Raw genomic sequence first — 15,257 nt, 5'->3', positions numbered from 1 at the left:
CCGAGCTAACCACTTCATCTGTATGGCGAAAGCACGGCCGGCCCTAGGTTTTTACTGTTGCTGCTTTTACCATCCTGCTAGTCTATGCGCCTTTGTGCCGAATGTCGGAATCATGATGCTGGCGACACTCTTTGAACAACAACAACGCAAATACCGCTACTGGCTGGTGGGGCTGGGGCTGGCACTGGTGGCGGCCATGTTGCTCAGCCTGCAGCTGGGTGCGGTGGGCGTGGGCATAGAGGCCTTGTGGCAGCCGGTTTCCAGGCTGGAACAGCAGGTGTTCTGGCACTTGCGGCTGCCGCGTACCCTGCTGGCGGTGCTGGTGGGGGCCAGTCTGGCCCTGTGCGGGGCCGTGTTGCAGGTGTTGTTGCACAACCCCCTGGCCGAGCCGGGGCTGATCGGCATTTCCAGCGGGGCCAGCCTGGCGGCGGTTTTGACGTTGTCGCTGTCGGTGCATCTGGGCTGGTCACTGCCGTACTGGAGTCTGTCGCTGGCCGCCTTCGTCGGTGCTTTGCTGGTCACCCTATTGCTGCTGGCTCTGTCGCGGCGCCGACTGGGACCGGGGACCTTGCTGTTGTTCGGGGTGGCGGTGGGTATTCTCGCCAATGCGGTGCTGACCTGGCTGCTGTATCTGGCCGATGATGCCTCGCTGCGCAGCTTTCTGTTCTGGATGATGGGTAGCCTGGGCCACGGCCAGCCGCTGTCGCTGTGGTGGTGGCTGCCGGCGCTGGTGACCCTGATCTGGCTGGTGCGCCAGGGCCGGCGGCTCGACGTGCTGGCGCTGGGTGAACATCAGGCCCGGCTGCTGGGGCTGAATGTGCGCCGGTTGCAACCCCGGCTGGTGCTGGCGGTGTGTCTGCTCACCGCCTTCGGCGTTGCCATGGCCGGTCCCATCGGCTTCGTTGGCCTGGTGGTGCCGCACCTGCTGCGTCTGCTGGTCGGGGGCAAGCAGCGCTTTCTGTTACCCGCCTCCATGCTGGCCGGAGGCCTGGTGCTCACCCTGGCCGATGTGGCGGCGCGCACGGCGCTGACGGTGGGCGAGCTGCCCATTGGCGCCGTGACCGCCAGCCTGGGGGCGCCGGTGTTCATCTGGTTGCTGGTACGTCGTCATGCTTGAACTCGAGCACTTTATCCAGGCCCGGCGGGTCGGCCCCGTCAGCGGCGAATTTGTGGCGGGTCGGCTGACTCTGCTGATCGGCCCCAACGGCAGCGGCAAGTCCAGCCTGCTGGCCGGGGCGGCGGGCCTGAGTGACAGCGACGGCAAGGGGCAGGTACGGCTGGCGGGCCAGGTTTTGTCGGGTTTCAGTCTGCACGAGCTGGCCCGGCACAGGGCCATGCTGGCTCAGCAGCCGGTGCTGCCCCACGGCCTGCGCGGTTACGAGTTGCTGGCGCTGTCGGCCGAGCCATTGGGCGGCATGAGCGAGGCGGTGTGCCGGGTCATGGCCGGGCTGGCCGGGCCCCTGGGGCTGGAGCCGCTTTATGATCGTCCGTTGAATACCCTTTCCGGCGGCGAGCAGCAGCGACTGCTGATTGCCGGCACCCTGCTGCAGGTGGATCCGCTCATCAACGCCGATGGCCGTTTGTTGCTGCTGGACGAACCCCTGGCCGGGCTGGACTGGCATCACCAGCTTGCCACCCTGCGCCTGCTGCGCCGTTATGCGGAGCAGGGGCTGGCGGTAGTGGCCTCCATTCACGACATCAACCTGGCCTGCCAGTATGGCGACGAGATCTGGTGCCTGCACCGGGGCACACTGGCGGCGAGGGGGGCGCCCGAGGTGATCACCCCGGCGCTTATTGCCGAGGTGTTCGAGGTCAAAGTGCGGGTGCTGGAGCAGGACGGTCGCCGAGTCATGCTGCCGGAAGAGTAAAAGCAGAGATTAAAGCAAAGGACCTACAGCAACCCCTCCCCAACCCTCCCCTTGCGTTGCACCCCGCCGTTATTCTGATCACTCTGAAGCTTAGGGGAGGGAGCAAACCAGCGCTGTGGCTACAGTTCGGCGCCGAACTGCTCCTCCCCCTTGGCTGCGGAAACACAGGTATGACGGTGGGTTATCGCCAGGGGGAGGCGGGGTGGGGGTGTTAACGCATTGTTAATTCGGTCGAATAAATTCGACCCTACGCTGCAGGTTTGCGCCGGCGCGTTTTGGCTCAATCTAATCCCTATTCCCTCACCGCCTGATACAGCGTCTCCAGCAGTTGTTCGGTGTCGCCCCAGCCCAGGCAGGCGTCGGTGATGCTCTGGCCGAATACGTCCGCCTTGCCTTCTACTACCTCCTGGCGGCCGGATTCGATAAAGCTCTCGGCCATCACGCCGGCAATATGGCGGCTGCCGTTTTGCAGTTGCGTGCAGATGTCCTGTGCCACCAGCAGCTGGCGTTGGTGCTGCTTGAGGCTGTTACCATGGCTGAGATCCACGACCAGCCGGGGGGACAGCCCTGCCTGCGCAAGCCCGTTTACGGCGTCGGCCACGCTGTCGGCGTCGTAATTGGGCACCTTGCCGCCGCGCAGGATCAGATGGCCGTAAGGGTTGCCGCTGGTCTGGTAGATGGTCATCTGGCCGTCTTTGTCCGGCGAGCAGAAAATATGCGGGTGACTGGCCGCTCGCACCGCGTCCAGCGCTATCTGAATATTGCCGTCGGTGCCGTTCTTGAAGCCGACCGGGCACGACAGGGCCGAGGCCATTTCTCTGTGCACCTGAGATTCGGTGGTGCGTGCGCCGATGGCACCCCAGCTGATCAGGTCGGCAATATACTGCCCGGTCACCATATCCAGAAACTCGGTGGCGGTGGGCAGCCCCAGGGCGTTGATGTCGCACAACAGCTTGCGAGCCAGTTGCAGGCCTGTGTTCACGTCGAAGCTGCCGTCCAGGTGCGGATCGTTGATCAGCCCCTTCCAGCCCACTATGGTGCGCGGCTTCTCGAAATAGGTGCGCATCACGATGCACAATTTATCGGCATAGCGCTGGCGCAGCGGCGCCAGTCGTTCGGCGTAGGCCAGGGCGGCAGCCGGGTCGTGAATGGAGCAGGGGCCGACTATCACCAGCAGCTTGTTACTGGCGCCGGTCAGAATGGCTTCCATCTCGGCGCGGGCGGTCAGCACCGTTTCGGCCATGGTGTCGGTAAGGGGAAATTGGGTATTCAGCTGGTGCGGGGTGATCAGAGCCGCCAGGCGGCGACTTCTTAGCTCATCGGTATTTAGTTCATCGGTGTTTAATTTATCGGTGTTTAATTTATCGGTAGTTAAGGACATGGATTACTCTACTGCAAAGTCGGAGTGCCGGAGCACGATGTCCTTACCATAACGGAAAGCCGTGGCAGGGAAAACCACGACAAGAGAGAAATCCGGGCCGGGACATGGCTCCGGACCAGGCCCGCTGGTGAGCCTGGTCTCTTGTACCTCATACCTCTACCTTACACCTCACCCCACACCCCTCAAGTATGACGTTTACGCCACCGTGTTTTGCAGATCCCGTTTATGTTATCAGTCCGGCCAGCAGTGACAGGCTGTGGTGACGGGCACCCTGATCATAAATGTCGGATACTATCATCAGCTCGTTGGCGCCGGTCCGGGCCAGCAGCGCCTCCAGCTGGTGGGCCACCCGCTCGGGTGAGCCGACCACCGCCGCGCCCAGAAAACTCTCGACCCCGTTCTGTTCATGAGGCAGCCAGAGTCGGGCCATGTCGGTCACCGGCGGCTGCAGCATGCGGGTATCTCCTCGCAGCAGCGACAGCACCTTTTGTTGCGGTGTGGTGGCGAGAAAGGCGGCTTCTTCGTCGGTGTCGGCGACGATGGCCGGCACACCCACCGTCAGATAAGGTTCGCTCAGCACCGCCGAAGGACGGAACTGCTGCCGGTAGAGTTGTGCGGCTTCCAGCATCATCCGGGGTGCAAAGTGCGAGGCAAAGGCATAGGGCAGTCCCATCTGGGCCGCCAGCTGGGCGCTGAACAGGCTGGAGCCCAGCAGCCAGATGGGCACTTCGGTGCCGGCACCGGGAATCGCCATCAGCTTCTGACCGTGCCGAACCGGTCCCAGCAGTTGCTGTAGCTGTTGCACTTGTTCGGGAAAGTCGGCGCCGTCTTCCGGCCGTCGGCGCAGGGCGCGCATGGTGTCCTGATCGGTACCCGGCGCCCGACCCAGCCCCAGATCGATGCGATCCGGATACAGGGTGGCCAGGGTGCCAAACTGCTCGGCCACCACCAGCGGCGGATGATTGGGCAGCATGATGCCGCCGGAGCCGACCCGGATACGCGAGGTGTGGCCGGCAATATGACCCACCAGCACGGCGGTGGCGGAGCTGGCGATGCCGTCCAGGTTATGGTGCTCGGCCAGCCAGAAGCGTTCGAATCCCAGCTGTTCGGCATGGCGGGCCACCGCCACCGAGTCGGCAAGGGCGTCGGCCGTATTGTGGCCGGCGCGAATATGCACCAGATCGAGTATCGAGAGTTTGACGGAAGAGAGTGAAGTCATGGTAATTACCGGGTTCGCATTTGACACAATACCCGATAACAGCATATTTCGCTGCCAATGGCCATGGGTCTATGGTCATCGATGCCAAGTTGGAGAGAATCGCTGTCGGCGATAATATGATCGGAGATAATAATAGGTCGGAGATAACATAAGTAATCTTGCGTAACAGGTGTGGATGCAAGGATTGGTTTGCCTTTGTCGTCACCCTCGCGAAGGCGGGGGGCCAGTGTCTTTACAGGTGAACCGCAGTCTGAAAATTCTGCGCCACAAGTCCTGGATTCCCGCCTTCGCGGGAATGACGACAGAGCCACAGCTGTTATGCAGCATTACTTAACATAGGTCGGAGATAACCGAAGTTGGAGAGAAACATGGATATCATGACACGACTGGCGAACTGGCAAATTTGTCCGCCGCTGATCGAGCACCCGCCGCTTTTTACCTGTGACGATGCCGACCGGTTGCTGGTGGCGCGCCCCGGCACCCGGCTCAAGAACCTGTTTCTGCGCGACAATTACGGCCGTCGTCATGCCCTCTTGCTGACCCGTGCCGACAAACAGGTGGATCTTAAAGCGTTGTCGCGTCAGGTGGGCTGGTCCCGGCTCGGCTTCGCCTCCGCCGACCGGTTGCAACGTTATCTGGGGGTCGAGCCCGGTCATGTGTCGGTACTGGCGCTGGTCAACGACCGGGAGCAGGCAGTAGAGCTGTGGCTGGATCTGGAGCTGAAAACCGGCGACGACTTTCACTGCCACCCGTTGCGCAATACCGCCACCGTGCTGTTGAGCAAGGCCGACCTGCAGGCCTTCACGGCCCGCACCGGCCATACGCCGCTCTGGCTGCCTGTACCGGCGCCTTGATGGCTCAACGGGCAGCCTGATGTTGGAATTCGCTGCACTCATTCACCACCTACAGCTCAATCCAGCCATCGGTGTGGCTTTGTCACGCCTCACGGCCGGCTCAGTTCTCCGCGCAAATTTCGCTTCATCAGCTCGCGTATTGCTTCCGGTGGCAGGTTTTTGCTCAGCAGATAGTGCAGCTTGGTCAGCGCCGCTTCCGTGGTCATGTCGTAACCCGAGATCACCCCGGCTTGGGCCAGGGCGTGGCCGGTGGCGTAGCCGTCCATGTTGACGGTGCCGCGCAGGCACTGGGTCAGGTTGACGATAATCACGCCCCGGGCCGAGGCCTCGGCCAGCAGGGCCAGCATGGCCTCGTTCTGGGGCGCATTGCCCACCCCGTAGGACAACAGCAGCAGCGCCTTGACCGGTTGCTGCAGTATATTGCCGATCACTTCGGCGGAAATACCCGGGTAAAGCGTGACGACGCCGATGGGCTGGGGCGTGATGGGGCTGACGATCAGCGGTTTGCCGGTGGCGGTGCCAAGCTTGCCCGACTCCAGGCTGATGTGGATGCCGGCGTTGAGCAGGGGCGGAAAGTTGGGCGAGTCGAAGGCCTGAAAGCCGTCGGCATGCACCTTGCTGGCGCGGTTACCCCGATACAGGCGGTTGTTGAAGAACAAGCCCACCTCGTGAATGGGATAACAGGCGGCCACATAGAGGGCGTTGAGCAGGTTGGGGCGGCCGTCGGAGCGCAGCTCGGCCAGGGGGATCTGGGAGCCGGTGACGATCACCGGTTTGTCCAGATCTTCCAGCATGAACGACAGCGCCGCGGCGGTAAACGCCATGGTGTCGGTGCCGTGCAGCACCACAAAGCCGTCGTAGTCGTGGTAGTTGGCCTTGATGTCATCGGCAATGCGCTGCCAGTCGGCGGGGGTCATGTCCGACGAGTCGATCAGGGGATCGTATTCGTGAATATGGTAGGCCGGCATCTCGGCGCGATGAAATTCCGGCGTATGGGCCAGGCAGTCGGTCATGAAGCCCGCCTGGGGTACATAGCCCTTGGCGGATTTCTGCATGCCGATGGTACCGCCGGTGTAGGCGATGTAGATTTTTTTCTGGCGCATTAAAACTCCCGGCATTCCACACACAGCACATACTGGCCGCGAATATCGTCGAACTGGCTCAGGGCCGACAGCTCGCTCTTGAGCTGTTCACCGGCCGGGCGCAATACCGCCGGCAGGGCGGCGGTGGCCCAGTTGCTCAGCACGCCCGAGTCCAGCAACAGCTGTTCCAGCAGTATCTCTTTGGCGGAGCTGGGCAGTTTCACCGGCTTGACGCTGAACTCGGGCAATTCGGCCAGACCGGCGGCCCCGGCCAGGGCATCGTCCAGGTAGCCCAGCTCATCCACCAGACCCAGCTCCTTGGCGTCCTGTCCGGTCCAGACGTGGCCCTGGGCGGCGCGTTCCACCTGCTCGGGGTTCATGCTCCGGCCCTTGGCCACCAGGCTGACGAACTGATCGTAGGTGTGTTCAACGCCCATCTGGATCAGTTGCTTGGTGTGTTCCGGCAAACCGGTGGTCAGGCCCGCCCCCACAAAGTCGGTGGTGCCGACGCCGTCGGTGTGCAGACCCAGCTTCTCGAAGGCTTCTTCGAAGGTGAGGAAAAGGCCGAACACGCCGATGGAGCCGGTAAGGGTGGTGGGAGCGGCATAGATCCGGTCGGCGTCGGCGGCTATCCAGTAACCACCGGAGGCGGCGATGCTGCCCATGGACACCACCAGCGGCTTGCCGCTGTCCTTGAAGCGCAGCAGGCTGCTGCGAATTTGCTCGGCGGCAAAGGCGCTGCCGCCGGGGCTGTCGATACGCAGCACCAGGGCGTGAATGTCGGCGTCGAGCCGGGCTTCATTGATCAGCCGGCCGAGGTATTCGTCATTGATGGTGTTTGGGCCGGTGTCACCGCTCATGATGGCGCCGCTGGCGGTGATCAGTCCCACCGCCGGGGCGGCATTCTTGCGCGGCCCGCTGTGGCTGAGGTAGGCGGGAATCTCCACGCTCATGTAGCGGTTGGCCTGGCTGTCCCAGCCCACCTGTTCGGCCACGGTCTGCAGCATCTCGTTACGGCTGGCAAGCCGGTCGACCAGACCCTGCTCCAGGGCATAGCGAGCAGGGTCGCCATTCACGGCGCCAAAGCGGCTCAGCAGCTGCTCTTTGCTCGGATTGATGCGGTCGGCGGGAATGTCCCGAAGTTTGACGATATTGTCCTGATAATGCTGCCACAGCTGGCCGAGCCAGCGCAGGGTATCTTCACGGCTTTCTTCGGACATGTCGTCGCGCAGATAGGGCTCGACGAACGACTTGTAGGTGCCCACCCGGAATACATGAGGGGTAATATTGAAGCGCTCGAAGGCCGACTTGTAGTGCAGCCGATAGACGCCCAGGCCCTGAATGGTGACGGCGCCGGCCGGGTTCAGCAGCACTTCGTCGGCATGGGCCGCCAGATAATACTGACCCTGGGTGTAGTAGTCGCCGAGGGCATACACCGGCTTGCCGGAGGTCTTGAAGCCCTCGATGGCTTCGCCGATTTCATCCAGCTTGGTCAGGCTGGACTCGGTCATGTTCTGTAACCGCAGCACCAGGGCGCCGATGCGCTGGTCGTTGCGGGCACGATCCAGTGCTTCCTTGATCTGACTCAGGGTCATGGGCGGGGGTGTGGTATCGCCGGACAGCCATTTTTCGGCCAGACGCCGGGGGCTGGCGGCGGCGTCCTGCTCCAGTACGGGGCCGGTGAGGGTCAGGGTCAGGGCGGCCCTGGCCGGCAACGCCGGGGTGTCATCCTTGGCGCTGAAGATCAGTACCATGAACACCAGTAGGGTTAGAAACAGCAGGTTGGTTATCAGGAGACGAATGGCATTCAACACTCGGCCCAGAGTACGAAACAACCACTTGATGGCAGACCACATAGCAACGCCTTAATCGGAATAATTGTCGAATCAATCCATTATGACGGCAGCGGCGGCACAATGTCACGATCGACGACCGGTTTGTGAGGGGGTGAGGAGAGAAGAAAAACACCTCGTGTTTACAGGCTGGCTCTGAATTGCACCTCCCCCTTGGCAGCGGGGTACAGGTATGACGCCAGATATTCGCCAGGGGGAGGCGGGGAGGGGGTGTCTTGCAGCAACCCCTCCCCAACCCTCCCCTTGCGTTGCACCCCGCTGTTATTCTGCGGGAAACAGCGTTAAGGGGAGGGAGCAAACCAGCGCGGTGCCTGAAATCACCCCTCACCCCTCACGGTCTCAAAGACTTTATGCCTGCGTCCCGTACTGCTAAGGTAGCGCCCATCGACATTCGAGCTTGTTACAGAAGGTTTTACATCATGGATGCACTGGAACTGTTACTCAATCGCCACTCCAACCCTCGGCTGATCGAGCCGGCACCGGCGGGCGAGCAACTGGAGACCATTTTCAAGGCCGGTCTGCGGGCGCCGGATCATGCGGCCCTGACCCCCTGGGAATTTATCGTGTTCGGCGGTGAGCAGCGGGAAAAACTGGGTGATATTCTGGCCGCCGCCACCGAAGCCAAAGGCGCGTCTTACGAGACGGTCGAGAAAGCCCGGCTTGCGCCGCTGCGTGCGCCCCTGGTGATTACCGTGGTGGCCAAGGTGAAGCCGCACGACAAGGTGCCGCCGCTGGAGCAGGAAATCTCCGCCGGTTGTGCCCTGATGGCGATGCAGATGGCGGCGCTGGCGCTGGGGTATAACGGTATCTGGCGCACCGGCTGGTTTGCCTTCGACCGCCATGTGCATCAGGCACTGGGCCTGGACGAGCAGGACCAGATCGTCGGTTTCCTGTATCTGGGTACGGCTCAGGTGGAAGTGCGCAAACTGCCCGAACGGGATCCGGCGCAGTTCGTGCGCTACTTCGGCTCATAAAGTAAAAAAACAAAAAGGGGTCGGCGTCATTTTATTCAATGACGCCGACCCCTTTTTTATGTTTCCTTCTTTATATTCCTATCCCAGACGTCAGTCTTTCGCTTGCACCAGGGTCAGGATGTCATAGCTGGCCACCAGTTCATCGCGCTGGTTCTTGACCTTGATATCCCACACCACCACGCCCTGGGGCAGATCTTCCGGATTGCGCTGTGGTTTGCGGGTTTTCTGCTTGCAGGTGAACTCCACCTGTATGGTATCGCCAATCTTCACCGGCTCGATAAAGCGCAGCCCTTCCATGCCGTAGTTGGCGATCACCGGGCCCGGAGCCGCATCCACAAACAGGCCGGCGGCGGCGGAGACCACAAAGTAACCGTGGGCCACCCGCTCGCCGAACAGGGATTCGGCGGCGGCAATCTTGTCCATATGGGCATAGAAGTGGTCGCCGCTCAGGCAGCCGAAATTCACCAGATCGGCCTCGGTCACGGTGCGACGGGCCGTCTTCAGTTGCTCGCCGATGGCCAGCTCGTCGAAATACTTGCGGAACGGATGCACCCGGTCGGTGATCACAGGCGCCCCCGTATTCCAGCTGTGAGTGACCTGACTCATGGCGCCAGGTGAGGCCTGAATGGCGGTGCGCTGCATATAGTGCTTGACCGCGCGCAGGCCGCCCAGCTCCTGACCGCCACCGGCGCGACCGGGGCCGCCGTGCACCAGATGGGGCAGGGGAGAGCCGTGGCCGGTGCTTTCTTCGGCACTGATCGGATCCAGCAGATGCAGGCGACCATGCCAGGGGCCCAGACGGCCAACCAGCTCGGACACATCCTGGCCGGCCTCGAACACCACCGACGCCACCAGGCTGCCTTCGCCCAGGGCCACCAGCTCGACCAGCTCGTCCTCGGAGTCGTAGGGCAGCAGGGTACAGACGGGGCCAAACGCCTCGGTCGTATGGACCGCCGGGCTCTCTTTCGGCTGGTTACACAGCAGCAGGGTCGGCGGATAGAAGGCGCCCTTCTCCGGCTCGTCGGCCTGCACCTCGAAGGGGGCAAGATGGCCACCGCACAGGATCTCTGCCTGGGCAGACAGCTGCTCGACCCGCTCCGATACGTCTTTCAGCTGGCGCTGGCTGGCCAGCGGCCCCATGGTCACGCCTTCCTTCGCCGGATCGCCCAGCACCACCTTGCCCAGGCGGGCCAACAGGGCGTCTTTTACCCGGGGTAGCAGGTCGCGCGGCATGAAGGCACGACGGATGGCGGTACATTTCTGACCGGCCTTGGTGGTCATTTCCCGCATCACTTCCCGCACAAACAGCTTGATGGCGTCTTCACCGGCACCCTCGGCGAGGATGGCGCTGTTCACCGAGTCCGCTTCCATGGTGAAGGGAATGGACTGGCGGTTGAAGTTGGGATGGGCGCGCAGGGTCTGGCCGGTCTGGGCCGAGCCGGTAAAGGTGACCACGTCCTGGGGGCCGAGCAGGTCCAGCAGGTTGTTGACCCCGCCACAGATAATCTGCAGGGCACCGGCAGGCAGTATGCCGGACTCGACGGCCGACTTGACCACAGCCTGGGCCAGTTGGGCGCCGTCGGTGGCGGGCTTGATGATGGCCGGCATGCCTGCCAGCAGGGTGGGAGCCAGTTTTTCCAGCATGCCCCAGACCGGGAAGTTGAAGGCGTTGATGTGCACCGCCACGCCGGGCTTGGGGGTGAGGATATGCCGGGCACCGAAGCCGCCTTTGCGGGACAGGGGCGTCCAGTCATCCTCGATCAGGATGCGCTCGTCACTCAGTTCGCGGCGCACCAGGCTGGAATAGGTAAAGAGAGTGGCGAAGCCGCCTTCGATATCGATCCAGCCGTCCTTGCGGGTGGCGCCGGTGGCGGTGGACAAGGCATAGAAGTCTTCCTTCTGCGACGCCAGATGGCTGGCCAGATTTTTCAGCATCAGCGCCCGCTGGTGAAAGCTCATGGCCGCCAGGGTCTTACCGCCCTGGCGCGCAAAATCCAGCATGGCGGCCATATCCAGGCCTTCGCTGGTTACTTCATACAGAGACTCGCCGGTGACGGCATGCCTGACCGGGCGACCTGCTCCGGCTCCCGCCTGCCATTCGCCTGACATATAGCTTTGCAGCTTTTCCATGGGTTCCTCTCCCTCTTGATGCGACACAGTTAACGTATCTATTTAACAACCTGGTGTTACATAATCTGTTGTCATTCACCCTGAATGTCAACGTGTTTCGCGATGCCTTGGCGTAAAATATAATTATTAATCTAGATAACTTGCTGTTTTTTATGGGTTTAATGGTGGTATTGATATGATTCACAAAAAAATATCTTGAAAAGATTATGGTGTCATATTAAGTTTGAATCATGTTTTGAAAATGTTGCATCAATGGGTATGGGAGGCGGAGTGGTGGAAAACACACAACTAAACACAGAACCAAACACGGAACGACAGGCGAGGTTTGATCAGACTATCGCGGCGGATATCAGCATAGAGCCGAGAGACTGGATGCCCGAGGCATACCGCAAGACCCTGATCCGTCAGATCGGTCAGCATGCCCACTCCGAAGTGGTCGGTATGCTGCCGGAAGGCAACTGGATTACCCGGGCACCGAGCCTGCGCCGCAAGGCGGTATTGCTGGCCAAGGTGCAGGATGAAGCGGGCCATGCGCTCTATCTCTACAGCGCCGCCGAAACCCTGGGCGCCGACCGGGATGACATGGTGGAAAAGCTGATTGACGGCAAGATGAAGTATTCCTCCATCTTCAACTATCCCACCCTCAGCTGGGCGGATGTGCCCGCCATCGGCTGGTTGGTCGACGGCGCCGCCATCGTCAACCAGGTGGCGCTGTGCCGCGCTTCCTATGGTCCCTATGCCCGCGCCATGGTGCGGGTGTGCAAGGAAGAGAGCTTCCATCAGCGCCAGGGCTTCGAAGCCATGATGGCGCTGGCCAACGGCACCGAAGCGCAGAAGCAGATGGCCCAGGATGCGGTCAACCGCTTCTGGTGGCCGGTGCTGACCATGTTCGGCCCCAGTGACGATAACTCGCCCAACTCGGCCCAGAGCACGGCCTGGAAGATCAAGCGTTTCAGCAACGACGAGCTGCGGCAGAAGTTTGTCGACAGCACGGTTCCCCAGGTGGAAGCCCTCGGCCTGACCGTGCCGGACCCGGATCTGAAATGGAACGAGCAAACCGGACACTACGAATTCGGCGAGATCAACTGGGATGAATTCTATGCGGTGGTCGCCGGCCAGGGGCCGTGCAACCACGAGCGAATCGCCGCCCGTCGCAAGGCCTGGGAAGAAGGCCGCTGGGTGCGAGAAGCCGCCAGTGCCTATGCCGCCCGCCGTCAGCAAGCCGCTTAAGGAGAGAGAAGATGAAAACCAATCAATGGCCGTTATTCGAAGTATTTATTCGCAGCAAGCAGGGTCTGCATCATCGTCATGTGGGCAGCCTGCGCGCCGCCGACGAAACCATGGCGCTGGAAAATGCCCGCGATGCCTACACCCGTCGCCGTGAAGGCATCAGCATCTGGGTGATCAAGTCGGAACTGATCACCGCCAGTCAGCCGGACGACAAGGATGCCTTCTTCGAGCCCGCCGACGACAAGGTGTATCGCCACCCGACGTTTTACACCATCCCCGATGGCATAGGCCACATGTAGGAGGCCGTATGGACAAGACATTGCAAGATTCACTCTTTAACTACCTGCTGCGTCTGGGCGACAGCCAGTTGGTATTGTCCCACCGCCTGTCGGAATGGTGTGGTCATGCGCCCGAGCTGGAGCTGGATATTGCCCTGGCCAACATCGGCCTGGACATCCTGGGTCAGGCACGCACCGTGCTGACCCTGGCCGGTGAGGTGGAAGGCCAGGGCCGTGATGAAGACCGGCTGGCTTATTATCGCGGCGAGCGGGAGTTCAAGAACCTGTTGCTGTGCGAGCAGCCCAACGGCGACTTCGCTCAGACCCTGGTTCGTCAGTGGTTCATGGACCACTACCATCAGCTGCTGTTCACCGGCCTGAGCCAGTCCGGCCACCCGCAACTGGCGGCCTTCGGGGTCAAGTCCCTGAAAGAGGTGAACTATCACCTGCGCTTCTCCAGCGGCTGGGTTCAGCGGCTGGGGCTGGGCACCGAAGAAAGTGCCCGACGCACCCAGGCGGCGATCGACGAACTGTGGCGCTTTACCGGCGAGCTGTTCGTCACCGACGAGGTGGAAGACACCCTGGCCGCGGCCGGCCTTATCCCCAGCCTGGCCGAGCTGGCGCCCCAGTGGGCCAGCCGGGTCGCCGAGCAGGCCAAACAGGCAGAACTGACCCTGCCCGAGCAGGCGGCCTATCGTCAGGGCGGCAAACAGGGCCTGCACACCGAGCACCTGGGCTACCTGCTGGCGGAAATGCAGAGCGTGCAGCGCAGCTATCCCGACATGAGCTGGTAAGGAGGTTTCAGGTGCAGATTTCCGATCACCGACTTCCCCGTTGCTGGGAAGTGCTGAAAACCGTGTCCGATCCCGAGATACCGGCCTTGTCGGTCACCGATCTGGGCATGATCCGGGGCGTGGATATCGGCGAAGACGGCAAGCTGAGTATTCGTCTGACGCCGACCTACAGCGGCTGTCCGGCCACCGACATGCTGGAAGCGGATATTCTCGCCGCGCTGGACGGTGCCGGACTGGGCCCGGCCCGGGTGCAGCTTGACTTGTCCGAGGCCTGGACCACCGACTGGATGAGCGCCGACGGCAAGCGCAAGCTCCGGGAATACGGCATAGCGCCGCCCCAGGGGCCGGCCTGCGGGTCGCACCTGATCCCCTCCGACGGGGTGCCCTGTCCGCAATGCGACAGCGGCCATACCCGACTGATCAGCGAATTCGGCTCGACCGCCTGCAAGGCACAGTACCAGTGTCGGGACTGTCTCGAGCCGTTCGATTATTTCAAGTGCATTTAACCCTCGACGCACAGGGAGCAGAGTCATGAATCAATTTTATTCGTTGCGGGTTAAATCCGTACAAGCGCAGACCCGCGACGCCATCGCTATTGCCTTCGAGCTGGACGGTGACAATCAGGGCCGGTTCCGGTTCAAGCCCGGTCAGCACCTGACCCTCAAACACCAGCATGAGGGTGAAGAGCTGCGCCGCTGCTACTCCATCTGCAGCCGGGAAGGCCACGAAGACCTGACCATAGCGGTCAAGCGCATTCACGACGGTCGTTTCTCCAACTGGGTCAACGACCACCTCAAGCCGGGTGATGTGCTGGAGGTGATGCCGCCCCAGGGAGTGTTCTTCCAGCAGGCCGAAAAACTGGGTGGCGCCCGTTATCTGGGCTTTGCCGCCGGCAGCGGCATTACCCCGCTGCTGTCCATCGTCAAGACCCTGCTGGCCAGCCAGCCGGATGCCAGCTTCACCCTGGTGTACGGCAACCGCAGCTGGGGCCAGACCATGTTTGCCGACGAGCTGGCGGATCTGAAAGACGCCTATCCGACCCGCTTCCAGTTTGTCTGTATCTTCAGCCGTGAGCAGGGCGAGAGCGACATCCTCAACGGCCGTCTGGACGAAGCCAAGATCCGCGCCCTGCTCGAGCACAAGCTCTTGTCCGCCGAGGTCGATCACTGCTTCGCCTGTGGCCCGGAAGAGATGATGAACGCGGTCGAACTGGTGTTGCCGGAACACGGCCTGGCCCGGGAGCGGGTGCATACCGAGCGCTTCAACACGGGCCCGGCCCGTCCGCTCAGCGCGGAGGAGCGCGCCGGCCGCAGCCAGGGGGAAGTCAGCATCATCCTCGACGGCCGGGAAATGCAGATAGAGGTGCGGGCGGAAGACGACAGCATTCTGGATGCGGCGCTCAATGCCGGTGCCGACCTGCCTTATGCCTGCAAGGGCGGCGTCTGTGCCACCTGCAAATGCAAGGTGGTGGAAGGCGAGGTCGAGATGGCGCTCAACTACAGCCTGGAGCAGGACGAGCTGGATGCGGGTTATGTACTGAGTTGCCAGGCCCGCCCCAGAAACGGTGTGGTACGCATCAGCTTCGACGACTAAG

At 62.0% G+C, this 15,257-nt stretch carries 14 protein-coding genes; 9 read left to right on the top strand and 5 right to left on the bottom strand.

Annotation, left to right across the window (positions count from 1 at the left end):
• Positions 1-115 precede the first annotated feature (115 nt).
• Positions 116-1,117, top strand: coding sequence for a vitamin B12 ABC transporter permease BtuC (btuC, locus tag HNR62_RS00185; protein WP_204794245.1), 1,002 nt, complete (start codon positions 116-118; stop codon positions 1,115-1,117).
• On the top strand, positions 1,110-1,868 hold the full coding sequence (locus HNR62_RS00180) for a vitamin B12 ABC transporter ATP-binding protein BtuD (RefSeq protein ID WP_204794080.1): 759 nt from the start codon (positions 1,110-1,112) through the stop codon (positions 1,866-1,868). The genes btuC and HNR62_RS00180 overlap by 8 nt, the downstream gene beginning before the upstream one ends.
• Positions 1,869-2,160: 292 nt before the next feature.
• Here the strand turns inward: HNR62_RS00180 and HNR62_RS00175 are convergent, their stop codons facing one another.
• Positions 2,161-3,249 carry a 3-deoxy-7-phosphoheptulonate synthase gene (locus HNR62_RS00175; RefSeq protein WP_204794079.1) on the bottom strand — a complete coding sequence of 363 codons (1,089 nt, stop codon included), beginning with the start codon at positions 3,247-3,249 and terminating at the stop codon, positions 2,161-2,163.
• 223 nt (positions 3,250-3,472) lie between these two features.
• Positions 3,473-4,468, bottom strand: coding sequence for an LLM class flavin-dependent oxidoreductase (locus tag HNR62_RS00170; RefSeq protein WP_204794078.1), 996 nt, complete (start codon positions 4,466-4,468; stop codon positions 3,473-3,475).
• A gap of 368 nt (positions 4,469-4,836) precedes the next feature.
• On the opposite strand from HNR62_RS00170, the gene HNR62_RS00165 reads away from it, so the two are divergent.
• Positions 4,837-5,322 carry a prolyl-tRNA synthetase associated domain-containing protein gene (locus HNR62_RS00165; RefSeq protein ID WP_204794077.1) on the top strand — a complete coding sequence of 162 codons (486 nt, stop codon included), beginning with the start codon at positions 4,837-4,839 and terminating at the stop codon, positions 5,320-5,322.
• A gap of 89 nt (positions 5,323-5,411) precedes the next feature.
• Here the strand turns inward: HNR62_RS00165 and ansA are convergent, their stop codons facing one another.
• Together ansA and sppA are read right to left on the bottom strand one after the other, a co-directional pair.
• Positions 5,412-6,425 carry an asparaginase gene (gene ansA, locus HNR62_RS00160; protein WP_204794076.1) on the bottom strand — a complete coding sequence of 338 codons (1,014 nt, stop codon included), beginning with the start codon at positions 6,423-6,425 and terminating at the stop codon, positions 5,412-5,414.
• Positions 6,425-8,260 carry a signal peptide peptidase SppA gene (gene sppA / locus HNR62_RS00155; RefSeq protein WP_204794075.1) on the bottom strand — a complete coding sequence of 612 codons (1,836 nt, stop codon included), beginning with the start codon at positions 8,258-8,260 and terminating at the stop codon, positions 6,425-6,427. Before sppA ends, ansA begins: the two co-directional genes overlap by 1 nt.
• 416 nt (positions 8,261-8,676) lie before the next feature.
• On the opposite strand from sppA, the gene HNR62_RS00150 reads away from it, so the two are divergent.
• Positions 8,677-9,231, top strand: a complete 555-nt coding sequence (locus HNR62_RS00150) for an NAD(P)H nitroreductase (protein ID WP_204794074.1) — start codon at positions 8,677-8,679, stop codon at positions 9,229-9,231.
• A gap of 90 nt (positions 9,232-9,321) precedes the next feature.
• Here the strand turns inward: HNR62_RS00150 and paaZ are convergent, their stop codons facing one another.
• A complete protein-coding gene (gene paaZ, locus HNR62_RS00145) occupies positions 9,322-11,361 on the bottom strand; it encodes a phenylacetic acid degradation bifunctional protein PaaZ (protein ID WP_204794073.1) in 2,040 nt (679 codons plus the stop codon).
• Between the two features lie 252 nt (positions 11,362-11,613).
• Between paaZ and paaA the strand changes: the two genes are divergently transcribed.
• From paaA to paaE, 5 genes are read left to right on the top strand one after another with little or no spacing between them, the layout of a single operon-like run.
• Positions 11,614-12,591, top strand: coding sequence for a 1,2-phenylacetyl-CoA epoxidase subunit PaaA (paaA, locus tag HNR62_RS00140; RefSeq protein WP_204794072.1), 978 nt, complete (start codon positions 11,614-11,616; stop codon positions 12,589-12,591).
• Positions 12,592-12,602: 11 nt separating this feature from the next.
• On the top strand, positions 12,603-12,890 hold the full coding sequence (gene paaB / locus HNR62_RS00135) for a 1,2-phenylacetyl-CoA epoxidase subunit PaaB (protein ID WP_204794071.1): 288 nt from the start codon (positions 12,603-12,605) through the stop codon (positions 12,888-12,890).
• A gap of 8 nt (positions 12,891-12,898) precedes the next feature.
• Positions 12,899-13,663: a 1,2-phenylacetyl-CoA epoxidase subunit PaaC gene (gene paaC, locus HNR62_RS00130; RefSeq protein ID WP_204794070.1), complete on the top strand. Its 765-nt coding sequence runs from the start codon at positions 12,899-12,901 to the stop codon at positions 13,661-13,663.
• Positions 13,664-13,674: 11 nt separating this feature from the next.
• Complete coding sequence (gene paaD / locus HNR62_RS00125) at positions 13,675-14,169, top strand: 1,2-phenylacetyl-CoA epoxidase subunit PaaD (protein ID WP_204794069.1); 495 nt, start codon at positions 13,675-13,677, stop codon at positions 14,167-14,169.
• 25 nt (positions 14,170-14,194) lie between these two features.
• Entirely contained in the window at positions 14,195-15,256 is a 1,062-nt protein-coding gene (gene paaE / locus HNR62_RS00120) for a 1,2-phenylacetyl-CoA epoxidase subunit PaaE (protein ID WP_204794068.1), read from the top strand.
• Position 15,257: the final 1 nt, after the last annotated feature.

Origin of the sequence: Oceanisphaera litoralis (assembly GCF_016907015.1) — a bacterium.
GTDB classification, from domain to species: domain Bacteria; phylum Pseudomonadota; class Gammaproteobacteria; order Enterobacterales; family Aeromonadaceae; genus Oceanimonas; species Oceanimonas litoralis.
The sequence above is the reverse complement of the archived record's forward strand: the minus strand, read 5'-3'. Positions and strand labels throughout refer to the sequence as shown.

What these genes read in the sequence shown, in the direction of transcription:
- HNR62_RS00165 (WP_204794077.1), top strand. Translation starts at nt 4,837, where the DNA reads ATGGATATCATGACACGACTGGCGAACTGGCAAATTTGTCCGCCGCTG.
- paaZ (WP_204794073.1), bottom strand. Translation starts at nt 11,361, where the DNA reads ATGGAAAAGCTGCAAAGCTATATGTCAGGCGAATGGCAGGCGGGAGCC.
- btuC (WP_204794245.1), top strand. Translation starts at nt 116, where the DNA reads ATGCTGGCGACACTCTTTGAACAACAACAACGCAAATACCGCTACTGG.
- paaE (WP_204794068.1), top strand. Translation starts at nt 14,195, where the DNA reads ATGAATCAATTTTATTCGTTGCGGGTTAAATCCGTACAAGCGCAGACC.
- HNR62_RS00150 (WP_204794074.1), top strand. Translation starts at nt 8,677, where the DNA reads ATGGATGCACTGGAACTGTTACTCAATCGCCACTCCAACCCTCGGCTG.
- HNR62_RS00175 (WP_204794079.1), bottom strand. Translation starts at nt 3,249, where the DNA reads ATGTCCTTAACTACCGATAAATTAAACACCGATAAATTAAACACCGAT.
- HNR62_RS00170 (WP_204794078.1), bottom strand. Translation starts at nt 4,468, where the DNA reads ATGACTTCACTCTCTTCCGTCAAACTCTCGATACTCGATCTGGTGCAT.
- ansA (WP_204794076.1), bottom strand. Translation starts at nt 6,425, where the DNA reads ATGCGCCAGAAAAAAATCTACATCGCCTACACCGGCGGTACCATCGGC.
- paaA (WP_204794072.1), top strand. Translation starts at nt 11,614, where the DNA reads ATGGGTATGGGAGGCGGAGTGGTGGAAAACACACAACTAAACACAGAA.
- HNR62_RS00180 (WP_204794080.1), top strand. Translation starts at nt 1,110, where the DNA reads ATGCTTGAACTCGAGCACTTTATCCAGGCCCGGCGGGTCGGCCCCGTC.
- paaC (WP_204794070.1), top strand. Translation starts at nt 12,899, where the DNA reads ATGGACAAGACATTGCAAGATTCACTCTTTAACTACCTGCTGCGTCTG.
- paaB (WP_204794071.1), top strand. Translation starts at nt 12,603, where the DNA reads ATGAAAACCAATCAATGGCCGTTATTCGAAGTATTTATTCGCAGCAAG.
- sppA (WP_204794075.1), bottom strand. Translation starts at nt 8,260, where the DNA reads ATGTGGTCTGCCATCAAGTGGTTGTTTCGTACTCTGGGCCGAGTGTTG.